Source organism: Streptomyces sp. 8L (assembly GCF_020176795.1).
In the GTDB taxonomy this organism is placed as follows: Bacteria; Actinomycetota; Actinomycetes; order Streptomycetales; family Streptomycetaceae; genus Streptomyces.
In genome coordinates, this window is sequence record NZ_JAIUKE010000012.1 from 46,504 (window position 1) to 63,862 (window position 17,359).

At 71.1% G+C, this 17,359-nt stretch carries 15 protein-coding genes; 1 reads left to right on the top strand and 14 read right to left on the bottom strand.

Annotated elements, in window-relative coordinates:
- Positions 1–55: 55 nt before the first annotated feature.
- From LCE31_RS01630 to LCE31_RS01645, 4 genes are all read right to left on the bottom strand, one after another.
- Positions 56–1,087 (bottom strand): zinc-dependent alcohol dehydrogenase family protein, encoded by a 1,032-nt coding sequence (locus tag LCE31_RS01630; RefSeq protein ID WP_225012106.1) that lies wholly within the window; start codon positions 1,085–1,087, stop codon positions 56–58.
- Positions 1,088–1,188: 101 nt separating this feature from the next.
- Complete coding sequence (locus tag LCE31_RS01635; protein WP_225012107.1) at positions 1,189–2,253, bottom strand: polyprenyl synthetase family protein; 1,065 nt, start codon at positions 2,251–2,253, stop codon at positions 1,189–1,191.
- 35 nt (positions 2,254–2,288) lie between these two features.
- Positions 2,289–3,737, bottom strand: a complete 1,449-nt coding sequence (locus tag LCE31_RS01640) for an MFS transporter (RefSeq protein ID WP_225012108.1) — start codon at positions 3,735–3,737, stop codon at positions 2,289–2,291.
- A 217-nt stretch (positions 3,738–3,954) separates the two neighbouring features.
- Complete coding sequence (locus LCE31_RS01645) at positions 3,955–4,596, bottom strand: TetR/AcrR family transcriptional regulator (protein ID WP_308042166.1); 642 nt, start codon at positions 4,594–4,596, stop codon at positions 3,955–3,957.
- A gap of 94 nt (positions 4,597–4,690) precedes the next feature.
- Here LCE31_RS01645 and LCE31_RS01650 point away from each other — a divergent pair, with 94 nt between their 5' ends.
- Complete coding sequence (locus LCE31_RS01650; RefSeq protein ID WP_225012110.1) at positions 4,691–6,199, top strand: FAD-dependent monooxygenase; 1,509 nt, start codon at positions 4,691–4,693, stop codon at positions 6,197–6,199.
- A 250-nt stretch (positions 6,200–6,449) separates the two neighbouring features.
- Here LCE31_RS01650 and LCE31_RS01655 read toward each other — a convergent pair whose 3' ends face one another.
- The 10 genes from LCE31_RS01655 to LCE31_RS01700 form a co-directional block, all read right to left on the bottom strand.
- Positions 6,450–7,253, bottom strand: a complete 804-nt coding sequence (locus tag LCE31_RS01655; RefSeq protein ID WP_225012111.1) for an enoyl-CoA hydratase/isomerase family protein — start codon at positions 7,251–7,253, stop codon at positions 6,450–6,452.
- 97 nt (positions 7,254–7,350) lie between these two features.
- Complete coding sequence (locus LCE31_RS01660; protein ID WP_225012112.1) at positions 7,351–8,451, bottom strand: cytochrome P450; 1,101 nt, start codon at positions 8,449–8,451, stop codon at positions 7,351–7,353.
- 264 nt (positions 8,452–8,715) lie between these two features.
- The gene (locus LCE31_RS01665) at positions 8,716–10,083 is read right to left on the bottom strand and encodes a cytochrome P450 (RefSeq protein ID WP_225012113.1); all 1,368 of its coding nucleotides are present in this window, start codon (positions 10,081–10,083) and stop codon (positions 8,716–8,718) included.
- A gap of 9 nt (positions 10,084–10,092) precedes the next feature.
- The gene (locus tag LCE31_RS01670; RefSeq protein ID WP_225012114.1) at positions 10,093–10,692 is read right to left on the bottom strand and encodes a GTP-binding protein; all 600 of its coding nucleotides are present in this window, start codon (positions 10,690–10,692) and stop codon (positions 10,093–10,095) included.
- Positions 10,658–11,077 (bottom strand): DUF742 domain-containing protein, encoded by a 420-nt coding sequence (locus tag LCE31_RS01675; RefSeq protein WP_374118372.1) that lies wholly within the window; start codon positions 11,075–11,077, stop codon positions 10,658–10,660. The genes LCE31_RS01670 and LCE31_RS01675 overlap by 35 nt, the downstream gene beginning before the upstream one ends.
- Entirely contained in the window at positions 11,074–11,475 is a 402-nt protein-coding gene (locus LCE31_RS01680) for a roadblock/LC7 domain-containing protein (protein ID WP_225012115.1), read from the bottom strand. The genes LCE31_RS01675 and LCE31_RS01680 overlap by 4 nt, the downstream gene beginning before the upstream one ends.
- Positions 11,472–12,665: an ATP-binding protein gene (locus LCE31_RS01685; RefSeq protein ID WP_225012121.1), complete on the bottom strand. Its 1,194-nt coding sequence runs from the start codon at positions 12,663–12,665 to the stop codon at positions 11,472–11,474. The genes LCE31_RS01680 and LCE31_RS01685 overlap by 4 nt, the downstream gene beginning before the upstream one ends.
- A 972-nt stretch (positions 12,666–13,637) precedes the next feature.
- Positions 13,638–14,174: a DinB family protein gene (locus LCE31_RS01690; RefSeq protein ID WP_225012116.1), complete on the bottom strand. Its 537-nt coding sequence runs from the start codon at positions 14,172–14,174 to the stop codon at positions 13,638–13,640.
- A 226-nt stretch (positions 14,175–14,400) separates the two neighbouring features.
- Entirely contained in the window at positions 14,401–16,617 is a 2,217-nt protein-coding gene (locus LCE31_RS01695; RefSeq protein ID WP_225012117.1) for an MGH1-like glycoside hydrolase domain-containing protein, read from the bottom strand.
- Positions 16,618–16,724: 107 nt separating this feature from the next.
- Positions 16,725–17,297: a carbonic anhydrase gene (locus tag LCE31_RS01700; protein ID WP_225012118.1), complete on the bottom strand. Its 573-nt coding sequence runs from the start codon at positions 17,295–17,297 to the stop codon at positions 16,725–16,727.
- Positions 17,298–17,359: the final 62 nt, after the last annotated feature.

A 17,359-nucleotide genomic window follows, 5' to 3' on the forward strand; every position in this document is an offset into this window, starting at 1 on the left:
CTCCGGCAGCAGAACAGCGGTCACACTCACTCCGGCAGCAGAACAGCGGGTGCACTCACTCCGGCAGTAGAACGGCGGCGCCGTCGACCCGGTCCGCGGCCAGGTCCTCAAGTGCCCGGTCGGCGTCCCCGAGGGCGTAGCGGGTGACCGTGGTACGGACACCGTGGCGTTGGGCACGATCCAGGAACGCGGCGCCGTCCTCGCGGGTGTTGGAGGTGACACTGCGCAGATCGCGCTCCTGGAAGAGATGACGCGCGTAGTCGAGCGGCGGGACGTCGGACAGGTGGATGCCGGCGACCGCGAGGGTGCTGCCCCGGTCGAGTGCCTCCAGCGCGGTGGGCACGAGATCACCCACGGGCGCGAAGAGGATCGCCGAGTCCAGCGGTTCCGGCGGCGCGTCCCGTGCCGCCCGGGCGGACTGTGCGCCCAGCCGCAGAGCGAGGTCACGCGCCCTGGCGGACCGCGTCAGCACATGCACCGTGGCCCCCTCCGCGACAGCGACCTGGAGCGCCAGGTGCGCGGAGGCACCGAACCCGTACAGTCCCAGGCGCCCTCCGTCCGGGAGCGCGCTGCGCCGCAGGGCCCGGTAACCGATGATCCCGGCGCACAGCAGCGGTGCCAGGTGCGCCGGGTCCGCGTCCTCGGGCAAGGGGTAGACGTAGCGCTCGGGCAGTACGGTCAGATCGGCGTATCCGCCGTCGGCGTCCCAGCCGGTGTAACGCGAGTAAGGACACAGGTTCTCCCGCCCCGCACGGCAGTAGCGGCACTGTCCGCAGGTGCTGCGCAGCCAGGCCCCGCCCACCCGGCGGCCCGGTGTGAAACGCGTGACGTCCCGGCCGGTCTCCAGCACGCGTCCGACGATCTCGTGGCCGGGGATCGTGTCCTGCCCGTGCGGGGCCAGGTCGCCCTCCGCCAGATGCAGATCGGTCCTGCAGACCCCGCACGCCTCGACGCGTACCAGGACGTCATGCGGCCCGGGGGCGGGCAGCGGCTTCGCGACCCGGACCAAAGACCCCTCCTCCACCGGCCCCGGCCGCCGCACCGCCCAGCCCCGCGCCACGTGCTTCCCGTCCGCATCGACCGCCATCCCATCAGCGTGCGACAGCCCATGGCCGCCCGCAATGTGGGCGGCCTTGCCCGGGGCGGGAGCGGACGCGGCCCTCTCCGTCCGGCAGTCGCGGGGCCCGATCAGCGCCGCGCCGGGCCCTGTGCCGGGGGAGAGGCACCGTCCGGGTGGTCCTGCGGGAGGAACCCGGTCTCCGCCTCGACCAGAGCGCCGAGCGCCGGTCGGTAGGGGCTCCGGGGTGCCAGCGAGTCGAGCAGGGCGAGGGCCTCGCGCCTCAGCGAGCCGACATAGGCGTGGTAGGGGGCCAGCACGTACGACTCCCGCATCATCGCGTGGAGTTCGCGGCGGCTCGTCGTGGAGGAGCCGGCGGTCTTCAGCAGCGCCAGCGCCTGTGAGCGCCGGTCCTGTGGTGCCGAGTGGAGCAGGTGGGCGAGGAGGAACGTGGCCTTTGTGTTGCGCAGGTCTTCGTGGCGTTCGCTGCGCAGATCGTCCTCGTCGTTGCGGAGCTGCGCGAGGAGGCCGAGCACGCAGCCGAACCGCTTCCAGTCCGCGGTACGGGTGGTGCCGGGGCCCGACGGGCCGGGTTCCTCGGCGAGGCGGGCGGCCAGGGCGCAGGCCATGGCGTAGATGGCCCCGCTCTTGTGGCGGTAGACGTCGAGAACGGACGCCAGGGACACGGAGGCCGGGTGGTGGAGCAGGTCGCCGACCTGCCCGTCGATCGCCGTGGTCCAGCCGTCCAGGTAGTCGTTGAGCAGACGATGGCGTCGCGACCGCGGGACGGGCGGAGCGGTCAGGGCGCGCAGCGGCATTCCGTAACCGCATTCGAGGGCGGCCATCAGCGCGACCGCGCTGGGCATGCCGTACAGCCGGTGTCCGGTGTCGCCGTCGGCCGCGTCGTCGAAGGTGTTGGCCGCCCGCCACCACAGGACGTGTGCGGCGGCGACGGGCACCGCGGGCTCCGGGTCACCGCTCAGCGCCGCGTGGACGAGGAGCGGCAGCGTGGACTCGTGGGGCGACGGCCTGCCGTGTGCGACGAGCTCGCACAGCGGGGCGTGCAGGTGGGGATGTGTGGTGCGGTAGCCGTCGAGGATGCCGTCGAGGTACTCGCGTACGCGGGGAATCGCGGCGCTGAGCGTCTCCTCGGGTCGGCACTGCTGGTCAAGGGGGCCGGCCGGCTCAGGGGGCACGCTTGTCTCCCGCGTCGTGGCTTCGGAAGGGGGTGTCATGGACGGGCTCTCCCGGTCCCCGGGATCTCGCCCGCGGCCCTGCCCGGCTCGTCGCCGTGCGCGGGGACGCGGTCCGGCGGGACGGTGGCCGCGAGCACGCCGCTCAGGGCCGCCGTGGTGACGTTCGCGACGGTCACGAGCGCGAAGGCGGCGGGGATGCCCGCGCCGGCGTGCACCAGGGCGAAGAAGAAGGTCCCGAAGAGGCAGACACCGACCGCGGCGGCCAGTTGCTGGACCGTGGAGACCACACCGGATGCCGCGCCGGAGATCCCGTCGGGCACTGTCCGCAGGGTGAAGGCGAGCGCCGGGGCGACCGCGAGTCCCAGCCCGGCGCCGGCCGCGCCCAGCGCGACGAGGAGCCAGGCGGTCCGCCCGGCCGCCGCGGTCGCCGCGCAGCCCAGATACCCGGCGGCCGAGATCGCCGCCGCGCCCATCAGGAGGCGGGACCGCGCCACGCGCAACACCGGCGCGAGCAGGGAAGCCGCCGCGAACGCGCCCGCGGTGGGCAGTATCCCCAGGCCCGTCGCCATCGGGCCCCAGCCGAGGCCCTCCTGCAACATCAGTCCCAGGGTCAGGATGAAGGAGTTCAGCCCGCAGTTGGTCAGGGCCACCAGCGCCAGCCCCCGGACGAACCCGGGGCACCGCAGCAGTTCGCGGGGGAGCAGCGGGTCCCCGCCCCGCAGCTCCAGCCTCCGCTCGTACCGGAGGAAAGCGGCCAGGGTGAGGACCGACGCCAGGGCGGCGGCCAGTTCCCCGCCCCGGAGTCCGCCGTACCCCGCGGTCATCAGGGGCGTGAGGAACAGGCAGAGCGACAGAGCGGCCAGGCCCGTACCCGGCAGGTCGAGCCGGCCCCGTCCGTGAGGCCGTGCCCGCGCGGGTGCGGTCGCCGCCCTCGCGGCCCAGGGCAGGGCGGCCAGCGCCGCGACCCCTACGGGGACGTTGACGAGGAAGACGGCCCGCCATCCGAGGCCGTACGGGTCGGCGGCGAGGAGCCGGCCACCGAGCAGTTGACCGCACAGAGCCCCGAGCCCCATCACCGCGCCCGTGACGGCGAAGGCCCGGCCCCGCGCGGCCGCCGTGAACAGGCTCTGGGCCGCCCGGTACACCTGCGGGACCATCAGCGCCGTGCCCAGTCCCTGGACCAGGCGCGCCACCAGGAGGAAGGCGGGGAACGGCGCGAGCCCGCAGGCCGCCGACGCCGCGGTGAACAGCGCCATGCCGGCTCCGAACACGCGGAAGGTGCCGAAGTGATCGCCGAGCCGCCCGCCCGGGACCAGGCCGAGTCCGTACGTCATCTGGTAGCCCGCGAGAACGAGTTGCTGCGCCGCACCGCCCAGATGCAGGTCCTGCTTCAGGGCGGGCATGGCCACCACCACGATGAAGACGTCGAGGTTGGCCAGCAGCGTTCCCGAGAGCACGACGGCCAAGGCCGGCCACTGACGCACGGCACCCCCAACGGCAGGCACGTTCCACTTGCATGTGATGACGCAGTGTACGCGCGACGATACCCAGAGTTGCCATCGGTAACGCCAGCCCAGGCCGCCGGGTCCGGTCCGGCTGTCGCGTCCTCGGCCGATCTCCGTACGCGCGTTGCCGAGCGTCACGCCCCGATGGGAAGGTGCAGGGTCCCTGCGCCCTCGTGCAGGGCCGGCCGGGGGAGCGTCACTGACGCGGGGTCAGCTGCCGCAACCCGTTCTCCAGCAGGGCGAAGCCCTGTTCCGCGTCGGCCACCGCACCCGCGTAGCGGGCGTCGGCCGACTCGCCGCGTGCCAAGCGGTCGGCGTTGTCGTCGGCCAGGGTCCAGCGGACCGCGACGATCTGGGCGGCGGCCAGCCGCGCGGTCAACTCCCCGATGGCCGCCGTCTCGTGCAGCGCCCGGGCGAGGGCGCGTTCCGCGCCGGCCTTGAACCGCTCCATCCGGGCCACCAGCGAGGGCGCGTCGACGATCATCCGGTGGACGCCGCGCACTTGGGGATGGTCGTTGAGCCCGGTGATCGGGTCCCGCTCCCGCAGCCCCTTGAGGTAGTGCTCGCGCACCGCCGTCAGCGGGACGGTGCCGGGCGGGCGGGCCCGCACGACGCGTGCGAGTTCGGTCTCGTGGTCGGCGAGCCGGTGCACCACGAGGTCTTCCTTGGTCGGGAAGTAGGCGAAGAGCGTGCGCTTGGACACCTCGGCCGCCTCGGCGACCTGGGCCACCGAGACCTGGTTGAAGCCGTGTTCGAGGAAGAGCGCGATCGCCGCGTCGGAGATCGCCGCGTGCGTCCGCTGCTTCTTCCGCTCCCGCAGTCCTGGCTTCCCGTCCACGGCGCACACCGTAACAGAAATCTCGCCCGAGGATATTTCTGCACCTGGTATATGTTTGCCCTCGGTGAGAGACGAGTGGGACGGAGCGAGGACATTGACTGAGATCGAGACGACCGAGGTCGTCGTGGTGGGTGCCGGTCCGACCGGGCTGATGCTGGCGTACGAGCTGGCCCTCGCGGGGGTGGAGACGCTGGTGCTGGAGAAGCTGTCCCGGCGGGTCGAGCAGGTGAAGGGCGGCGGGATTCAGCCGCGCACCGCGGAGCTGCTGGAATCGCGCGGGCTGCTGGAGCCGCTGCTGAGGCGGGCCGCGCCCCGCGAGCCGGCCGGCGGGCACTTCGCGGCCCTGCCCGTGCCCCTGGACTGCACCCCCTGGGAGACCAGGCACCCGTACCCGATCGCGATGCCCCAGGGGGAGGTCGAGAAGGTTTTCGAGGAGCGGGCGACCGCCGCGGGCGCACGGGTCCTGCGCGAGGCCGAGGTCTCGGAGGTCGAACCGGACGACGACGGTGTGGCCGTACGGGCGCGGGGCCACCGGGTGCGGGCGCGGTACCTGGTGGCGTGCGACGGCGGCCACAGCACGGTGCGCAAACTGCTCGGCCTGCCGTTCCCCGGCAGAGCGGGGACGCACCAGGCGGTGCTCGCGGGCGTCCGCCTGTCGTCCGTGTCGTCACTGGTGCCGCGGGAGATCGGGCACATGAGCACGCTGCTGCGCCGGGCGGGCGGCCACTGGGCCATGCTGGTCCCCCAGGGCGGCGACCGCTACGGCCTCACGTTCGGGCGCGCGGACACGGCGCCCACCGAGGACCCCGGCACCGTGAGCCGCCAGGAGATCACCACCGCGCTCCAGGCCGTGTACGGCGACGAGACCGTCCTCGACGCCGTGGAGAACGCCTCCCGGTTCAGCGACGCCACCCGGCAGCTCGACCACTACCGCGCGGGCCGCGTGCTGTTCGCGGGCGACGCCGCGCACATCCATCCCCCGCTGGGCGGCCAGGGCATCAACCTCGGCATCCAGGACGCGTTCAACCTCGGCTGGAAACTGGCCGCGACGCTCCAGGGCCGGGCCCCCGACGGTCTGCTGGACAGCTATCACGACGAACGGCATCCGGCCGCCGCCCGGGTCCTGCACCACACGTCGGCGCAGCGGGTCCTCGCGGACCCGAATCCGGACGAGGACGTGCGCGCCCTGCGGGACATCTTCACCGACCTGCTGCGCCTGCCCGACACCAACCGCCACCTCGCGGGGCTCATGTCCGGCCTCTCGCTGCGCTACCCTCTGCGGGGCGCTCACCCGCTCACCGGACAGCGCGTCCCGGACGCCGACCTGGTCACGGACGCAGGTCCCACCAGGCTGTCGGCGCTGTCCCGCGCGGGCCACGCCCTGCTCCTCGACCTCGCCGGAGCCGTCCCGGCCGGCCTCCCGCTCCCGGCCCGGGTCGACCTCGTCCGCGCCACGTGCCCGGCAGATCCGGGCGCTGCCGTCCTGCTCATCCGCCCCGACGGCTACGTCTGCTGGGCGGCGGACGCCTCCGCGCCCGTCGACAGCGGCGTCCTGCTCGCCGCGATCGCCGCCCATCTCTCCACCGCCGGGTCGTCGACCTGAGGCGCCCCGCGTCTCCGGCCGCGGTCGGCCACCCTCACGAGGGCGAGGTGCGGCCCGCGAGGCGCGGCGTGCGGCCTGCGAGGCGCGGTGTTACTCGTACGGCCCGCGAGGCCCGGCGTACGGCGTGCGGCCTGCGGCGTGCGTGCGCGAGGCAGGGGCCCGCCGGGCCGGGCGAGGAGTCGGCGGGGAACCGGCCGGCGGGCTCCGGCGCGCTTCCCGGCCGGCCGGATCTCCTCGCCCGGCGGACTCGTCAGAGGCGCGTCTCCGCGCCCGTTGACGTGAGGCTCATACCGTGGCCGGGCTGGTTCCTCGGGTCGAGGGCGACGGCGGACGCCAGCAATCCGGGGTCGAGCACCGCCCCGTTGACCAGTGAGGCGGAACCGGCGTAGGCGTTGAGCATGTCGATCATCGTGCGGAGTGAGCCGTTGTCCTGACGGCGCATCATCGGGCGCAGCCAGCGGTCGACCTGGCTGTCCAACTGGTCCTCGGGGACGACCTTGTGGACCAGGCCGAGGGCCAGGGCCTCCTCGGCGCGGACGACTCTGGAGGTGAGGAGGAGTTCCGAGGCGGCCGAGTGCCCTATGGTCTGGATGAGCCGCCCGAGTATGCCGCCCCAGGCGGGCGGGACTTGGAGGCCCGCCTCCGGGAGGCGGAACGTCGCCTCGTCGGACGCGACGCGGAGGTTGCACAGCAGCGAGACGACCACCCCCGCGCCCACGGCCTTGCCCTGCATCCTGGCGATCTTGACGACGTTGCTCCTGGCCAGCGCGTCGCACATGCGCATGGCCTTGTTGCCGAGGACGCGCATCTGCCCGCCCTGCGGGTCGGCGTGCAGACCCTCGAACTCCGCACGCTGCCCGCCCAGGCTGAAGTCGTCCCCGGCACCCGAAAGGACCATCGCTCTGACGGTGGTGTCGTCCTGCATGGTGGTGAACACGCGGGTCAGCTGATCCAGCATCGACAGGGAAAACGCGTTACCCATGTCGGCGTAGTCCAGTTGCACGTGCAGTACTGGCCCTTGCTGATCGACTCGGACCAGCTGTCTCTCACTCATGTGGCTCTCTCGGTTGGCGTGTTCTCGTGCGGGTCCGGCCTCGTGGGGCGTACGGCTGAACGACCGATACGTATGGCTGGACGACCGGTACGTACGGCTAGACGACCGATACGTGCAGGGAGGCGAGCCTGCGCAGCACGAAGCGCGGAGCCCAGGCGGCGGTGTGTTCGGCGCGGGTGTGCCACTGGGCCGGCAGGCGGCGCAGCAGCGCTGTCAGGGTGGCCCTGCCCTCCAGCCGGGCGAGTGGCGCGCCGAGGCAGTGGTGGATACCGCGGCCGAAGGCCAGGTGGCTGGTTCTGCGGTGCGGGTCGAACCGCTCGGGGGAGGGGTACTGGGACTCGTCATGCTGGGCGGCGCCCACCATGAGTTGCACCATCTCCCCCTCCCGTATGAGCGATCCGCCGAGTTCGAGGTCGGCGGGGGCGATACGGCTGATCATGTGGATGGGAGGGTCGTAGCGGAGTATCTCCTCCACCGTGGCGGGGATGTCCTCGGGCCGGTTTCGCAGCTCGTCGAGCTGGCCGGGGCGGGTGAGGAGCAGCCACATGACGCTGGACAGGAGATGGGTGGTGGTTTCCATGGCGGCCAACAGCATGAAAAGCACCAGGGAATGGACCGTAGCGTCGCTCTGCGCCCGGTCCCCGATTCTCTCGTCCCAGGCCGCGAGCCACCCGGAGACGGGATCGTCCCCGGGCCTCTCGCGGCACTGGAGGATGAACGACCAGAAGTAGTCGTGGAGTTCGCGGGTCGCCCGATCCGCTCGGTCGAGTTCGCTCGGCGAGGGGAACAGCTCCTGGGTGCACGCCTGTTCATGCGTCAGGTGCAGGAGGTAGTGGAAGTCCCGCGGCGGTATGCGCAGCCAGGTGCCGATGGTCTGGATCGGAAGCTCATCACTCACGAGGGGGACGTAGTCGGCACCTCCGTCCCGCATGCGCTCGATGAACCGCTCCACCAGCGCTTCCGCCATCTGCTCGACGGGCCTGCCGATGTCCTGGAGTGTGGCGCGGCTGAACAGAGGGGTGACGGAGCGTCTGACCTGGGTGTGCTGCGGCGGGTTCAGCATCGGCAGCAGCTGACCCATCGCCACGGAGGAGGGCGCGGTCCAGCGTCTGTTCGCCTGACCGGCCCGCCAACCCGCCGTCGGCACACCCCAGGTGGAGTCCGCCAGAATCCGGGAGCAGAGGTGGTACGAGGTCACCAGGTGTCCGCCCCAGGGGGCAGGGACGACCTCGCCGTGGTCCCGCAGTTCCGAGTAGAGGGGAAACGGGTTCCTCTGCCCCTCGGACCTGCGCAGACGTGAGCACAGAGAAGTGATTTCGCGGCGTTTCGAATCCGCTGTGGCAGCGGGAAGCACAAGGACACCTCCGTGCAGATGACCCGCGGACGCAGGGTCACCACGTGGCTACCCGTCTAAGCAGGCGGCATATTCGTCAGCGAACGCATTTTCTCACTGTGATGTGAGTCACTGTCCGTTGAGCCAGCGGCGGAAGTTGCTCCAGAGTCCGCCGCTTCGCGGCTGCGACGGTGCGGCCTCCGGCGCGGGCGCACTCGGCCTGTCCGTGGCGGACGGGAGCGAGGGCGCGGCCGGGCGCGGCGCGGCGGGCAGCGTCGCACTGGCGGTATGCGTCGGGCTCTCCGGCGGGAACTGCGTCGGCAGTTCGACCAGGGCGCGGGTGAACGCGCCCTGACGCCACTGCGGTTTCCCGGCCGGCAGGGTGAGCTTCATGTCGGGGAGCCGGGTGAGCAGCCGTTCGATGCCCGTCATGTAGATGACGTGGGCCCAGCTCTTGGCGGGGCAGGTGTGGGGGCCCGCGCCCCAGGCCAGATGCGCGCCTCCCGAGGCCGCCCCGGCGTTCGACAGCGCCGGGTCGGTGTTGGCCGCCGCGAAGCTGATCACGATGGGGTGCCCCGCAGGGAGTACGGCGCCCGACACCTCGGTGTCCGAAAGGGCGTAGTGCACCGCGTAGTTGGCGATGGGCGGGTCGTTCCACAGGGTGGAGTTGACTGCCTCGTCCACCCGGAGCTGCGGGTTGTGGAGGAGCCGCCACAGCGTGCTGGCGATGAGGTTCTGCAGCGGCTCGGAGCCCGCGCCGATCAGAAGCACCAGCTGCTGGACCATCTCCTGGTCGTTCAGGCCGCTTTCGTGCTCGATGAGCCACGACACCACGTCGGCGCCCCGCTCCCTGCGGCGGAGCTTGACGAGCTCGAAGAGGGCTTCGACCAGGGTCGCGTTGGCGTTGTGGGCGTCGTGCCCGTCGAACAGGTCCGAGATGCTGGAGATCAGGCGGTCGCCCGTGTCCTCGGTGCAGGCGAACAGGTCGCTGAAGACCAGAAGGGGGAGCTTGCGGGCGAACTGCGCGATCAGATCGACCTGGCCGTCGCGGCAGAACTGGTCGACGAGGTAGTCGGAGAACTGCTCGACCTTCTTGCCCAGGGTGAACATGTCGACCTGGTCGAGGCTGTCCTTGACGGCCTGCCGCAGCCGGATGTGTTCCGTCCCGTCGGCGAACAGCGCGTTCTCCCGCTTCAGCATCAGCTGAAGCGCGTCGGAGTCCTGCGGCACCCAGCCGTCGTGGAAGGCCTGCCACTGATCCGAGTCGCGCACGAAGTTGTGGGGGGGCTTCAGGACCCGCAGGGCGGCGTCGTAACTGGTGACGAGAGTCGCTTGCACTCCCGGCGCCATCTCGACCGCCGCGACCGGGCCGAACTGACGCAGGTGGGAGTAGAACCGCTGGGGATCGGCGGTGAATTCGGCCCCGAACAACGGGACAGATGTCTTCTGACCGCCCGCGTGGGCGGGGCAGCCCGGCGGTGGTGTCTGCTGGTCCATGACGTGCTCCTAGCCGGTTATCTTTTGCAGGTATTCCACGAGTACTACGAGGGATTCGAGCGACGACTGCTCGTTGCGGGGGTCACAGAAGACGACAGGCGTCTCGGGGAGCAGGTCGAGTGCCTCCCTGATCTCGCCCTCGGCATGCTCGTTCGCGCCGTCGAAGTGGTTGACGGCGATCGTGTAGGGAATGCCGTAGGTCTCCACCAGGTCCATGACGGCGAAGGACTCGCCGAGACGGGCCGGGTCCACCAGGACCAGGGCGCCGAGCGCCCCCCGTGCCAGGTCCTGCCACCACTGCACGAAACGGTTCTGGCCAGGCGTTCCGAACAGGTACAGCACGAGGCTGTCGCTGAGGGTCCGCCGGCCGAAGTCCATGGCCACGGTGGTGGTGGTCTTCCCCTGGACACCCTGGAGGTTGTCGATGTCCGCCCCGGCCTGCGTCATGGTCTCTTCGGTGCGCAGGGGCGCGATTTCCGACAATGTGCCCACGAGCGTGGTCTTCCCGACGGCGAAATGCCCCACGATGAGGATCTTGACGGTCGTCGTCACGCTCTCGGGCAGATAACGCGGGTCACCCGAGTTTCTGTCGCTGCTTTCGGAGGCCATCAAGCACTTCCTGTAGGAGTTTCGGGTCATGGCGCTGGGCCCTGGCGATGGGCGCCCTGGTCCTCAGGTGTCCCTGCTCCGTCAGGTCGGCGAGCAGAAGCTTGACGACCCCCACGGGCAGACCGGTGTGTCCGACGACCTCTGCCACCGACAGGAATCCGCCGGAGCACAGATCGAGAAGACGTTGCTTCTCGGGGGAGACGGGGCCCCCGCGGCGCCCCGCGTCCGGAGTGGCCCACACCAGGACGGTCAGGTCGAACTCGTCGTCCTTGGGCAGCGGTCTGCCACCGGTAAAGACGAAAGGGCGTACGAGCGCGGTCTGTTCGGTCGCGTCTGCGGGCTCGTCCGCGTCATCCGGATCAGTGCCGTTCGGTGGGATCGTCACTGGCGACCAGCGTCCTCACGGGGAGGGCTGGACAGGTACTTTCCGAGCCGCTGGACCAGCTGCTGGATCGCGAAGGCGATCGCCTCCATGTCCACGGTCTTGCCGGTCGCCACGGCGACATAGGCGCCCTCGCCCGCGGAGGCCAGGAAGATGTAGCCGGTGGTTCCCTCGACCAGCGTCTGGAGCCAGTGGCTGTTGACGTCCTGGACCTCGCTGTTCGCGATGCGGCTGAGCGACTGCATCGCGCTCATGCTGGCGGCGAACCGGTCGGCCTCGTCCCGTTCGAGCGTTTCGTTCCGCCCCATGAGGAGGCCGTCGGCGGAGAGGACAACGCAGGACGTGACGTCCTTGATCTGCATCAGGTTGTCCAGCATCCACGACTCGACTTGCGGCTTCACTGATCGTCCCGCCCTTCACTGATGGGAGTGGACCGACCAGCCGTACTGCCTCGCTGAAAGGCCCCAAAGTTGGCAACTGGTGCAGAAGTGCCGGAGTTCGGCCGCTCATCACTGGTGCCGGGCACTACGGAGAATTCGCTGCGCCGCCTGCGCCGGCGCGGGAGACCTCCGTGGGTGACGCCGTATGCGGCGGCGTCCGCGTCGGTGTCCGGTGTGTTTCCCTGGTCCGCGTCGCCGAGGTCGCCTTCGGTCCGTGTCACCGTCGGTTCCACTCCCTCTGTCGTCGGTCGGGGGGCTGCCTGCGGGACTTCGGTGAGCAGTTCCTTCCTGAGGAGCACGACCGCCTCGACACCGCCGTACGGCGAGCCCTTGAGGGACACCGAGAAGCCGCTCTGCCGAGCCGCCAGGGTTCCGATGAGCCGGAAGCCGATCTGGGGCGGGGTGCCGAGATCGGCGAGGGACGCGGGCTGTGACAACAGGGCCTCTGCGGTCTTGCGTTCGTCCTCCGTCATGCCGACGCCGGAGTCGTAGATGCTGACGCAGATGCCGCTGGGGACGTCCCGGATCTCGACCTCCACCGTCGAGGTCGGGGGAGAGTACTCGGTCGCGTTGTCCAGGAGCTCCGCGAGCACCAGGGCCACGGGCTCCACGGCCCGCGCGACCACCGCGACGTCACTGCCCGCCATGCGGATCTCGACGCGGTTGAAGTGGCGGATGCGGCTCTGCGCGCCGCGCGCGATGTCGGAGATGGACGCCGCCTCGGGGCGCCGGGGCAGACGGCCTCCTGAGAGCACCTCCAGCGCCTGCGCCTTGCGCCTGAACTGGGCGTTGTGGGAGTCGGTCTTCAGCCACTCCTGCAGGTGCTCGGAGTTGTTGCCGAACCGCCGCATGTTCTCCTCGATGAGGCGCGCCTGGTTGGCCGCCGCGCTCTGGAGCGTGCGGGTGAGGGCGACGACCGTGGTCGACAGCGCCGCCGCCGCGCGCTCCTGGGCGCCGTGGGCGGCTTCCTCCGTGCGCTGTTCGAAGGCCGCGACGTATTCGGCCTGATGCGCGGAGAGTTGTCGGTTCTCACCCTGCAGCATGGTGTTCTGGGCGCCCAGGTCGCGATTGACCTGGCCCTGTCTCCTGAGCTCGCGCTGTTGACTGCGCTGCCGCCACAGCAGAACCGCCACGGCGAGGAGGGCGATCACCAAGAGACCGGCTAGGATGGCTGAAACCAGTTGGTATTCGGACATAAGGCTCTCTACTAGCGGGCAGCTTCAGACGCCACCGAAAGCTCGCGCGGCGACCTCTGGGGGGCTTATCGACTGTCAAGTCGTGGATCAGCACACAGATCGCAAGCGTTCGAATCGTAGCATCAACCAATCAAGCTTACTGACGCGTCATCATATTGATTCAAACGCCTGCGGCGCAGTGTTCTCGGGTGAACGGGACAGCGGCAAAAAGGGCGCCATTCGTCCATGTGACTGTCGCGCATGTGGCTGTCCCGGTGGATGAGGATCGGCTCCGCCCCGGTGGGGCGTGCGGGGCGCGATCGTACTGGGGCCGAGGCCCGGGCCGGGACCGCGACCGGGGCCCGGGCGATCGGCTCGGCGGACCCGGCGGGAAGGTGCACGCTCTCGGGGACGACGGCCGCGGGACCGGGCCGGAGACCGGAGGGCTCGACGCGGGCGACGCGACTGCGGACGGCCCTCATGACGGCCCGGGCGCCCCGTTCCGAGGTCTCGTCCGCGAACCCCGCGCTCCTTATCGTGAGATGCGGCCCTTGGCCGGGTATGACCGTGAGGGCCGGACCAAGCGGAATGAGCGCTGAACGATGGTCAGCGGCCGGCCGGTGGACGTCGTCCCGCCTCTCGAAGGAGAGGCGCCAGGCGTGGCGGCGGCGTCCCACGCTCTGTCCGGGCCGCCACCACCAGTGGTTTTTCCTACTCCCTGGCGTTGTCATGGGATATGTCCAATCAGCCTGCGTCGAGGTCTGAGGAGAGGCTAGCGCGCCCGGTTCCGGACTCAGACGGAAGCCCTGGCTCACGCTCTGGGGCCCGCGCCGCGCCCGTTTCCACCGGGTCCCGGAGGTGAGCGGTGGGGAGAGAGTGACGGCCCGTGGCGGGGCAACGGCGAAGAGGGGGACGGCCCGTGGCGGGGCCGCCGCGGGGAGTATCTTGCTACTCGCCGGTGGCGCCGTCGATGGCTTCGCGGAGGAGATCCGCGTGCCCGAGATGGCGCGCGTACTCCTCGATCACGTGCGTGAGGACGAACCGTACGTCGGTGTCGCCGTACTCCTCGTTCGGCACGAGGCGCGCGGGCTCGTCCGTCACCTCCGCGAACACGAGCCGCGACTCCTCGCACGCCCGCAGACAGTCCTCGTACACCTCCGCTGCCGGTGTGGGGTCGGACTCGTCGAACCATGTGTCGCCGGTACGGGAAATGCGCGTCCGATACGGAAAGAAGTCCGGTGCCGTGCCGGCCAGGGCCCGCTGAAACCACGCGCGTTCGACGCCCTGCAGATGGCGCATCAGGCCCAGCAGAGTCAATTCCGTGGATGGTATGGGTTGTTGTCGCAGCTGTTTCTCCGAAAGTCCTTCACACTTCCACAGAAAAGCCGCCCGGTGGTATTCGAGATTTGAGGCGATCACCTCCAGCCACGGGCCGGCCGTGACCCGTTCGGGACGGACGATCTTCCCCACCACGCCCTCGCTCATGTCGTCGATCTCCTCGCCTGTGGCCCTCTCGGGAGAGCCGCCGCGTACCGGACGACCGCCCCGGGTCGGCGACAGGCTAGATACGGCGAACGGGAGACAGCAATGTTTGGCCATCGCTGGGCGGCGCGTGTCCGGCCGCCGGGCCTGGTGCCCGGCCCCGGTACCCGGCTCCGCTGCCCGGCCCGGCCCCGGACTTGGAGGCGGGCCGGGGCCGGGAGCGCCGGAATCAGGCGAGCAGCGGCAGCAGAAGCGCCGCCGACCAGCTGAAGTTGGTGGAGTTGAGCCGCCGGCCGGTCGCCGAGTCGTAGTTCTCGCCGATCGGTGCGTTCCCGGTCAGACCCGCGGCATGGCTCATCAGCCGGTCCGCCAGGGCGCGGGCGTCGGCGGCGTAGCCGTAGCGGCGCAGGCCCTCGAGTGCGAAGTACGCCTGGTCCAGCCAGACCGTGCCGCGCCAGTACGCCGTGGGATCGTAGTGCGGGGAGCTCTTCGCGGTCACCGGGAACGGTACGAAGGTGGCGAACTCCGCCTGGTCGACGAGCTTGCGCCGAACCGCCCTGGCCTGCCCGGCACTTGCCGTACCGGTCCACAGCGGGATCGCGCCCTCGATACCCCGGCCGCGCGTGGTCAGGGGTTCGCCGTCCAGCGTGGTGTCGTAGAACCAGCCTGTCGCCTGGTCGTACATCCGGTTCCGCACGGATCGGTGGCTGCGCGCGGCGCGGGCGCGCCAGTGCGCCGCCTCGCCGCGCATGCCGAGCACCTCGGCGATCTCGGCCAAGTGGTCCTGGTCCGCGGCGAGATAGGCGTTGAGGTCCACCGACTCCTGCTGGAGCGAGTAGCCGAGCAGGTGCCCGTCCCGGGTCCGGTTGCCGGTGGTGGCCGCACCGAGTTCGGCGTCGAACCGCGGCGCGTTGTCCATGCCGCTCTCCCAGCACGCGGCGAGGCGGCGTTGTTCCGCGCTGTCGTTGGCGGGATCGACGGTCGCACCGTACTCGGCGAGGCCGTTGCCGTTGTGGTCGCGGTTGCGGTACCACCACGCCTGGTACGCGGCGAGCTTCGGGTACATCTCGCGCAGGAACGCGCGGTCACCGCCGTACCGGTAGACCTCCATGACCGCCCAGGCGGCCAGCGGCGGCTTGGAGTTGCGCTCGTTCCAGTTGGTTCCGCCCGTGCTGGGGTCGTTGTAGAAGACGCAGTCCGGGATCATCCCGGCGTCCTGCGGCCGGTCGGTGGAGTCGGGCCGGACCTGGTAGTCGAACATGGCGCGGATCTGGTCGGCGCCCAGGCCCGGGGCGAAACGGGCGGTGCCGACCGCCTGCTTCCAGGTGTCCCAGGCCCACATGCCGCCGGCGAACCACTTGTACGAGAGGGACGGTGTGACGCCGTCGTGCAGGATCTTCCCGGCGGCGGAGCGCCAGTTGGTGATGAGTGTCTGCACCGACTTGGCGGCGAGCCGCCGGTGGCCGGCGGCCACACCGTGCGTCGCCCGGGCCAGATATCCGGCCCAGCGGGCTTCGCCCTCCGCCGCGACCGTGTCCGGGGCGGCGAGCGCGCGCCGGACGGCGGCGGCGTCGCGGGCGCGTTCGGCCGCGGTGAAGGTGTAGCTCTCGGCCCAGTCCAGGGTGTGCGCGGCGCCGGGTGCGAGGGTGAGCGGCGCGGCGAGCTCGGTCCGGTAGCCGTCCCCGTGCACCGTGGTACGGACCCTGTCCCGGTGCGTCACCTCGAAGCGTTCGGTGCCGTCCGTCAGGTAGTCGGAGGCCTCACGGACCCGGGCGAAGCCGACGGCCACGCCCCGGTCGGTGGCGTGCAGCGACGGCGCGTCGCGCTGCGGGCCGGTCGCGGGGCGCAGCAGCTCCCCGGCCCAACTCACCGAAACCGTACGGGCGGTGTGGCCGCCGTTGACGAGCAGGGCCCGGACGAGGGCCGTCCTGCGGGAGGCGTAGCGCAGCTCCAGGCGCAGGGAGAGCCCCTCGCCGAGGCGGTAGCTCTGCCGCAGCAGCCCGGGCAGCGAGGTGAGCCGCGGAGCGCCGCCGCCGGTCAGGCTCAGCTCCTTGCCGTGCTCGGTGAGCCGGACGCGGCTGAAGCCGGCGCTCAGCCACCAGGGGTACTCCTGCGCGAGGTAGAGCGGTCCTGTGAAACCGCCGAGCGAGGCGGGCCGGTCGGCGCGGGGCAGTGCGTACGCGTGCCAGGCGCCGAGGTCCGCGAAGACATTGACCGGGTTGTTGTCCGCCGCGTCACCCGGCAGCGCGACCGCCGGCACGCCACCGAGGTCGAGCAGGTCGGCGAACTCGTCGGCCCGGCCCGGGGCGTGGTGCTCCTCCGAGTGCCCAGTGGCGGACGGTTCCGCGGCGGCGGCCGTGCCGGCGGTCGCGGTGAGGGCGCCGGCGGCGGTGAGCGTCAGTGTGCTTGCCGCCGATATGAAGCGGCGGCGGTCCAGTTCGGTCATGCGCGGTCCTCGGCGGGTCGGGTGGCGCCCGCCGCGGTGGTGCCGGGCGGGGGGACCCCGCGCCGGCCCGGCCGCAGCGACGCCGGTGCAGCAGGTTGCCGACGACCCTACGCCTGGGTGACCTGGACTTCTGCGGCGGCTGTGCGGTTCCTTTGTCCTACGACCGTGGTGAGCAACCCGGTCTTGAGGTCGTACACGTGCCCCGAGACATCGACCCGCCCCGACAGCTGCGGGAAGGAACGCAGGGTCTCCACGTCCTCGCGCACCGTCCGGGCCGGGTCCAGGACGGCGAGGCCCGCGACGGCCGCGTCGTCGTAGCCGCCGCGTGCGACGTAGTCACGGCGCAGGTCGTCGTCCGCGAAGAAGCCGGACCCGCAGTCGGTGTGATGGATGACCGCCAGGTCGAACCAGTCGGCGTCGGGGGTCTTCACCTCGTGCAGGTGGCTGATCCACGCCACGTCCCGCAGCACGGCGGGGGTGACGCGGCCGCCGACGTTGCGCAGGACGATGGCCTCACCGAGCCCGGTGCCGAGAACCGCGCCGGGCTCCACCCGGGGGTCCAGGCAGGTGATCACGAAGGTCTGCTTGAACGGGACGAAGGGAATCTCGGGAACGTCGCGCTGTGCGCCGGTCGCCGCGAAGGCTCTGTTCCGTTCGATGTACGTGGAGAAGTGGGACATGCTCTGCTCTCCTGTCAGGCGAACTGATGGGTGGGGGAGGCGTGTTGGGGAGGAGACGGAGG

Coding starts and splice junctions, on each gene's coding strand:
- LCE31_RS01670 (WP_225012114.1), bottom strand. CDS start 10,692: ATGGCCTCCGAAAGCAGCGACAGAAACTCGGGTGACCCGCGTTATCTG.
- LCE31_RS01665 (WP_225012113.1), bottom strand. CDS start 10,083: ATGGACCAGCAGACACCACCGCCGGGCTGCCCCGCCCACGCGGGCGGT.
- LCE31_RS01695 (WP_225012117.1), bottom strand. CDS start 16,617: ATGACCGAACTGGACCGCCGCCGCTTCATATCGGCGGCAAGCACACTG.
- LCE31_RS01655 (WP_225012111.1), bottom strand. CDS start 7,253: ATGAGTGAGAGACAGCTGGTCCGAGTCGATCAGCAAGGGCCAGTACTG.
- LCE31_RS01630 (WP_225012106.1), bottom strand. CDS start 1,087: ATGGCGGTCGATGCGGACGGGAAGCACGTGGCGCGGGGCTGGGCGGTG.
- LCE31_RS01700 (WP_225012118.1), bottom strand. CDS start 17,297: ATGTCCCACTTCTCCACGTACATCGAACGGAACAGAGCCTTCGCGGCG.
- LCE31_RS01690 (WP_225012116.1), bottom strand. CDS start 14,174: ATGAGCGAGGGCGTGGTGGGGAAGATCGTCCGTCCCGAACGGGTCACG.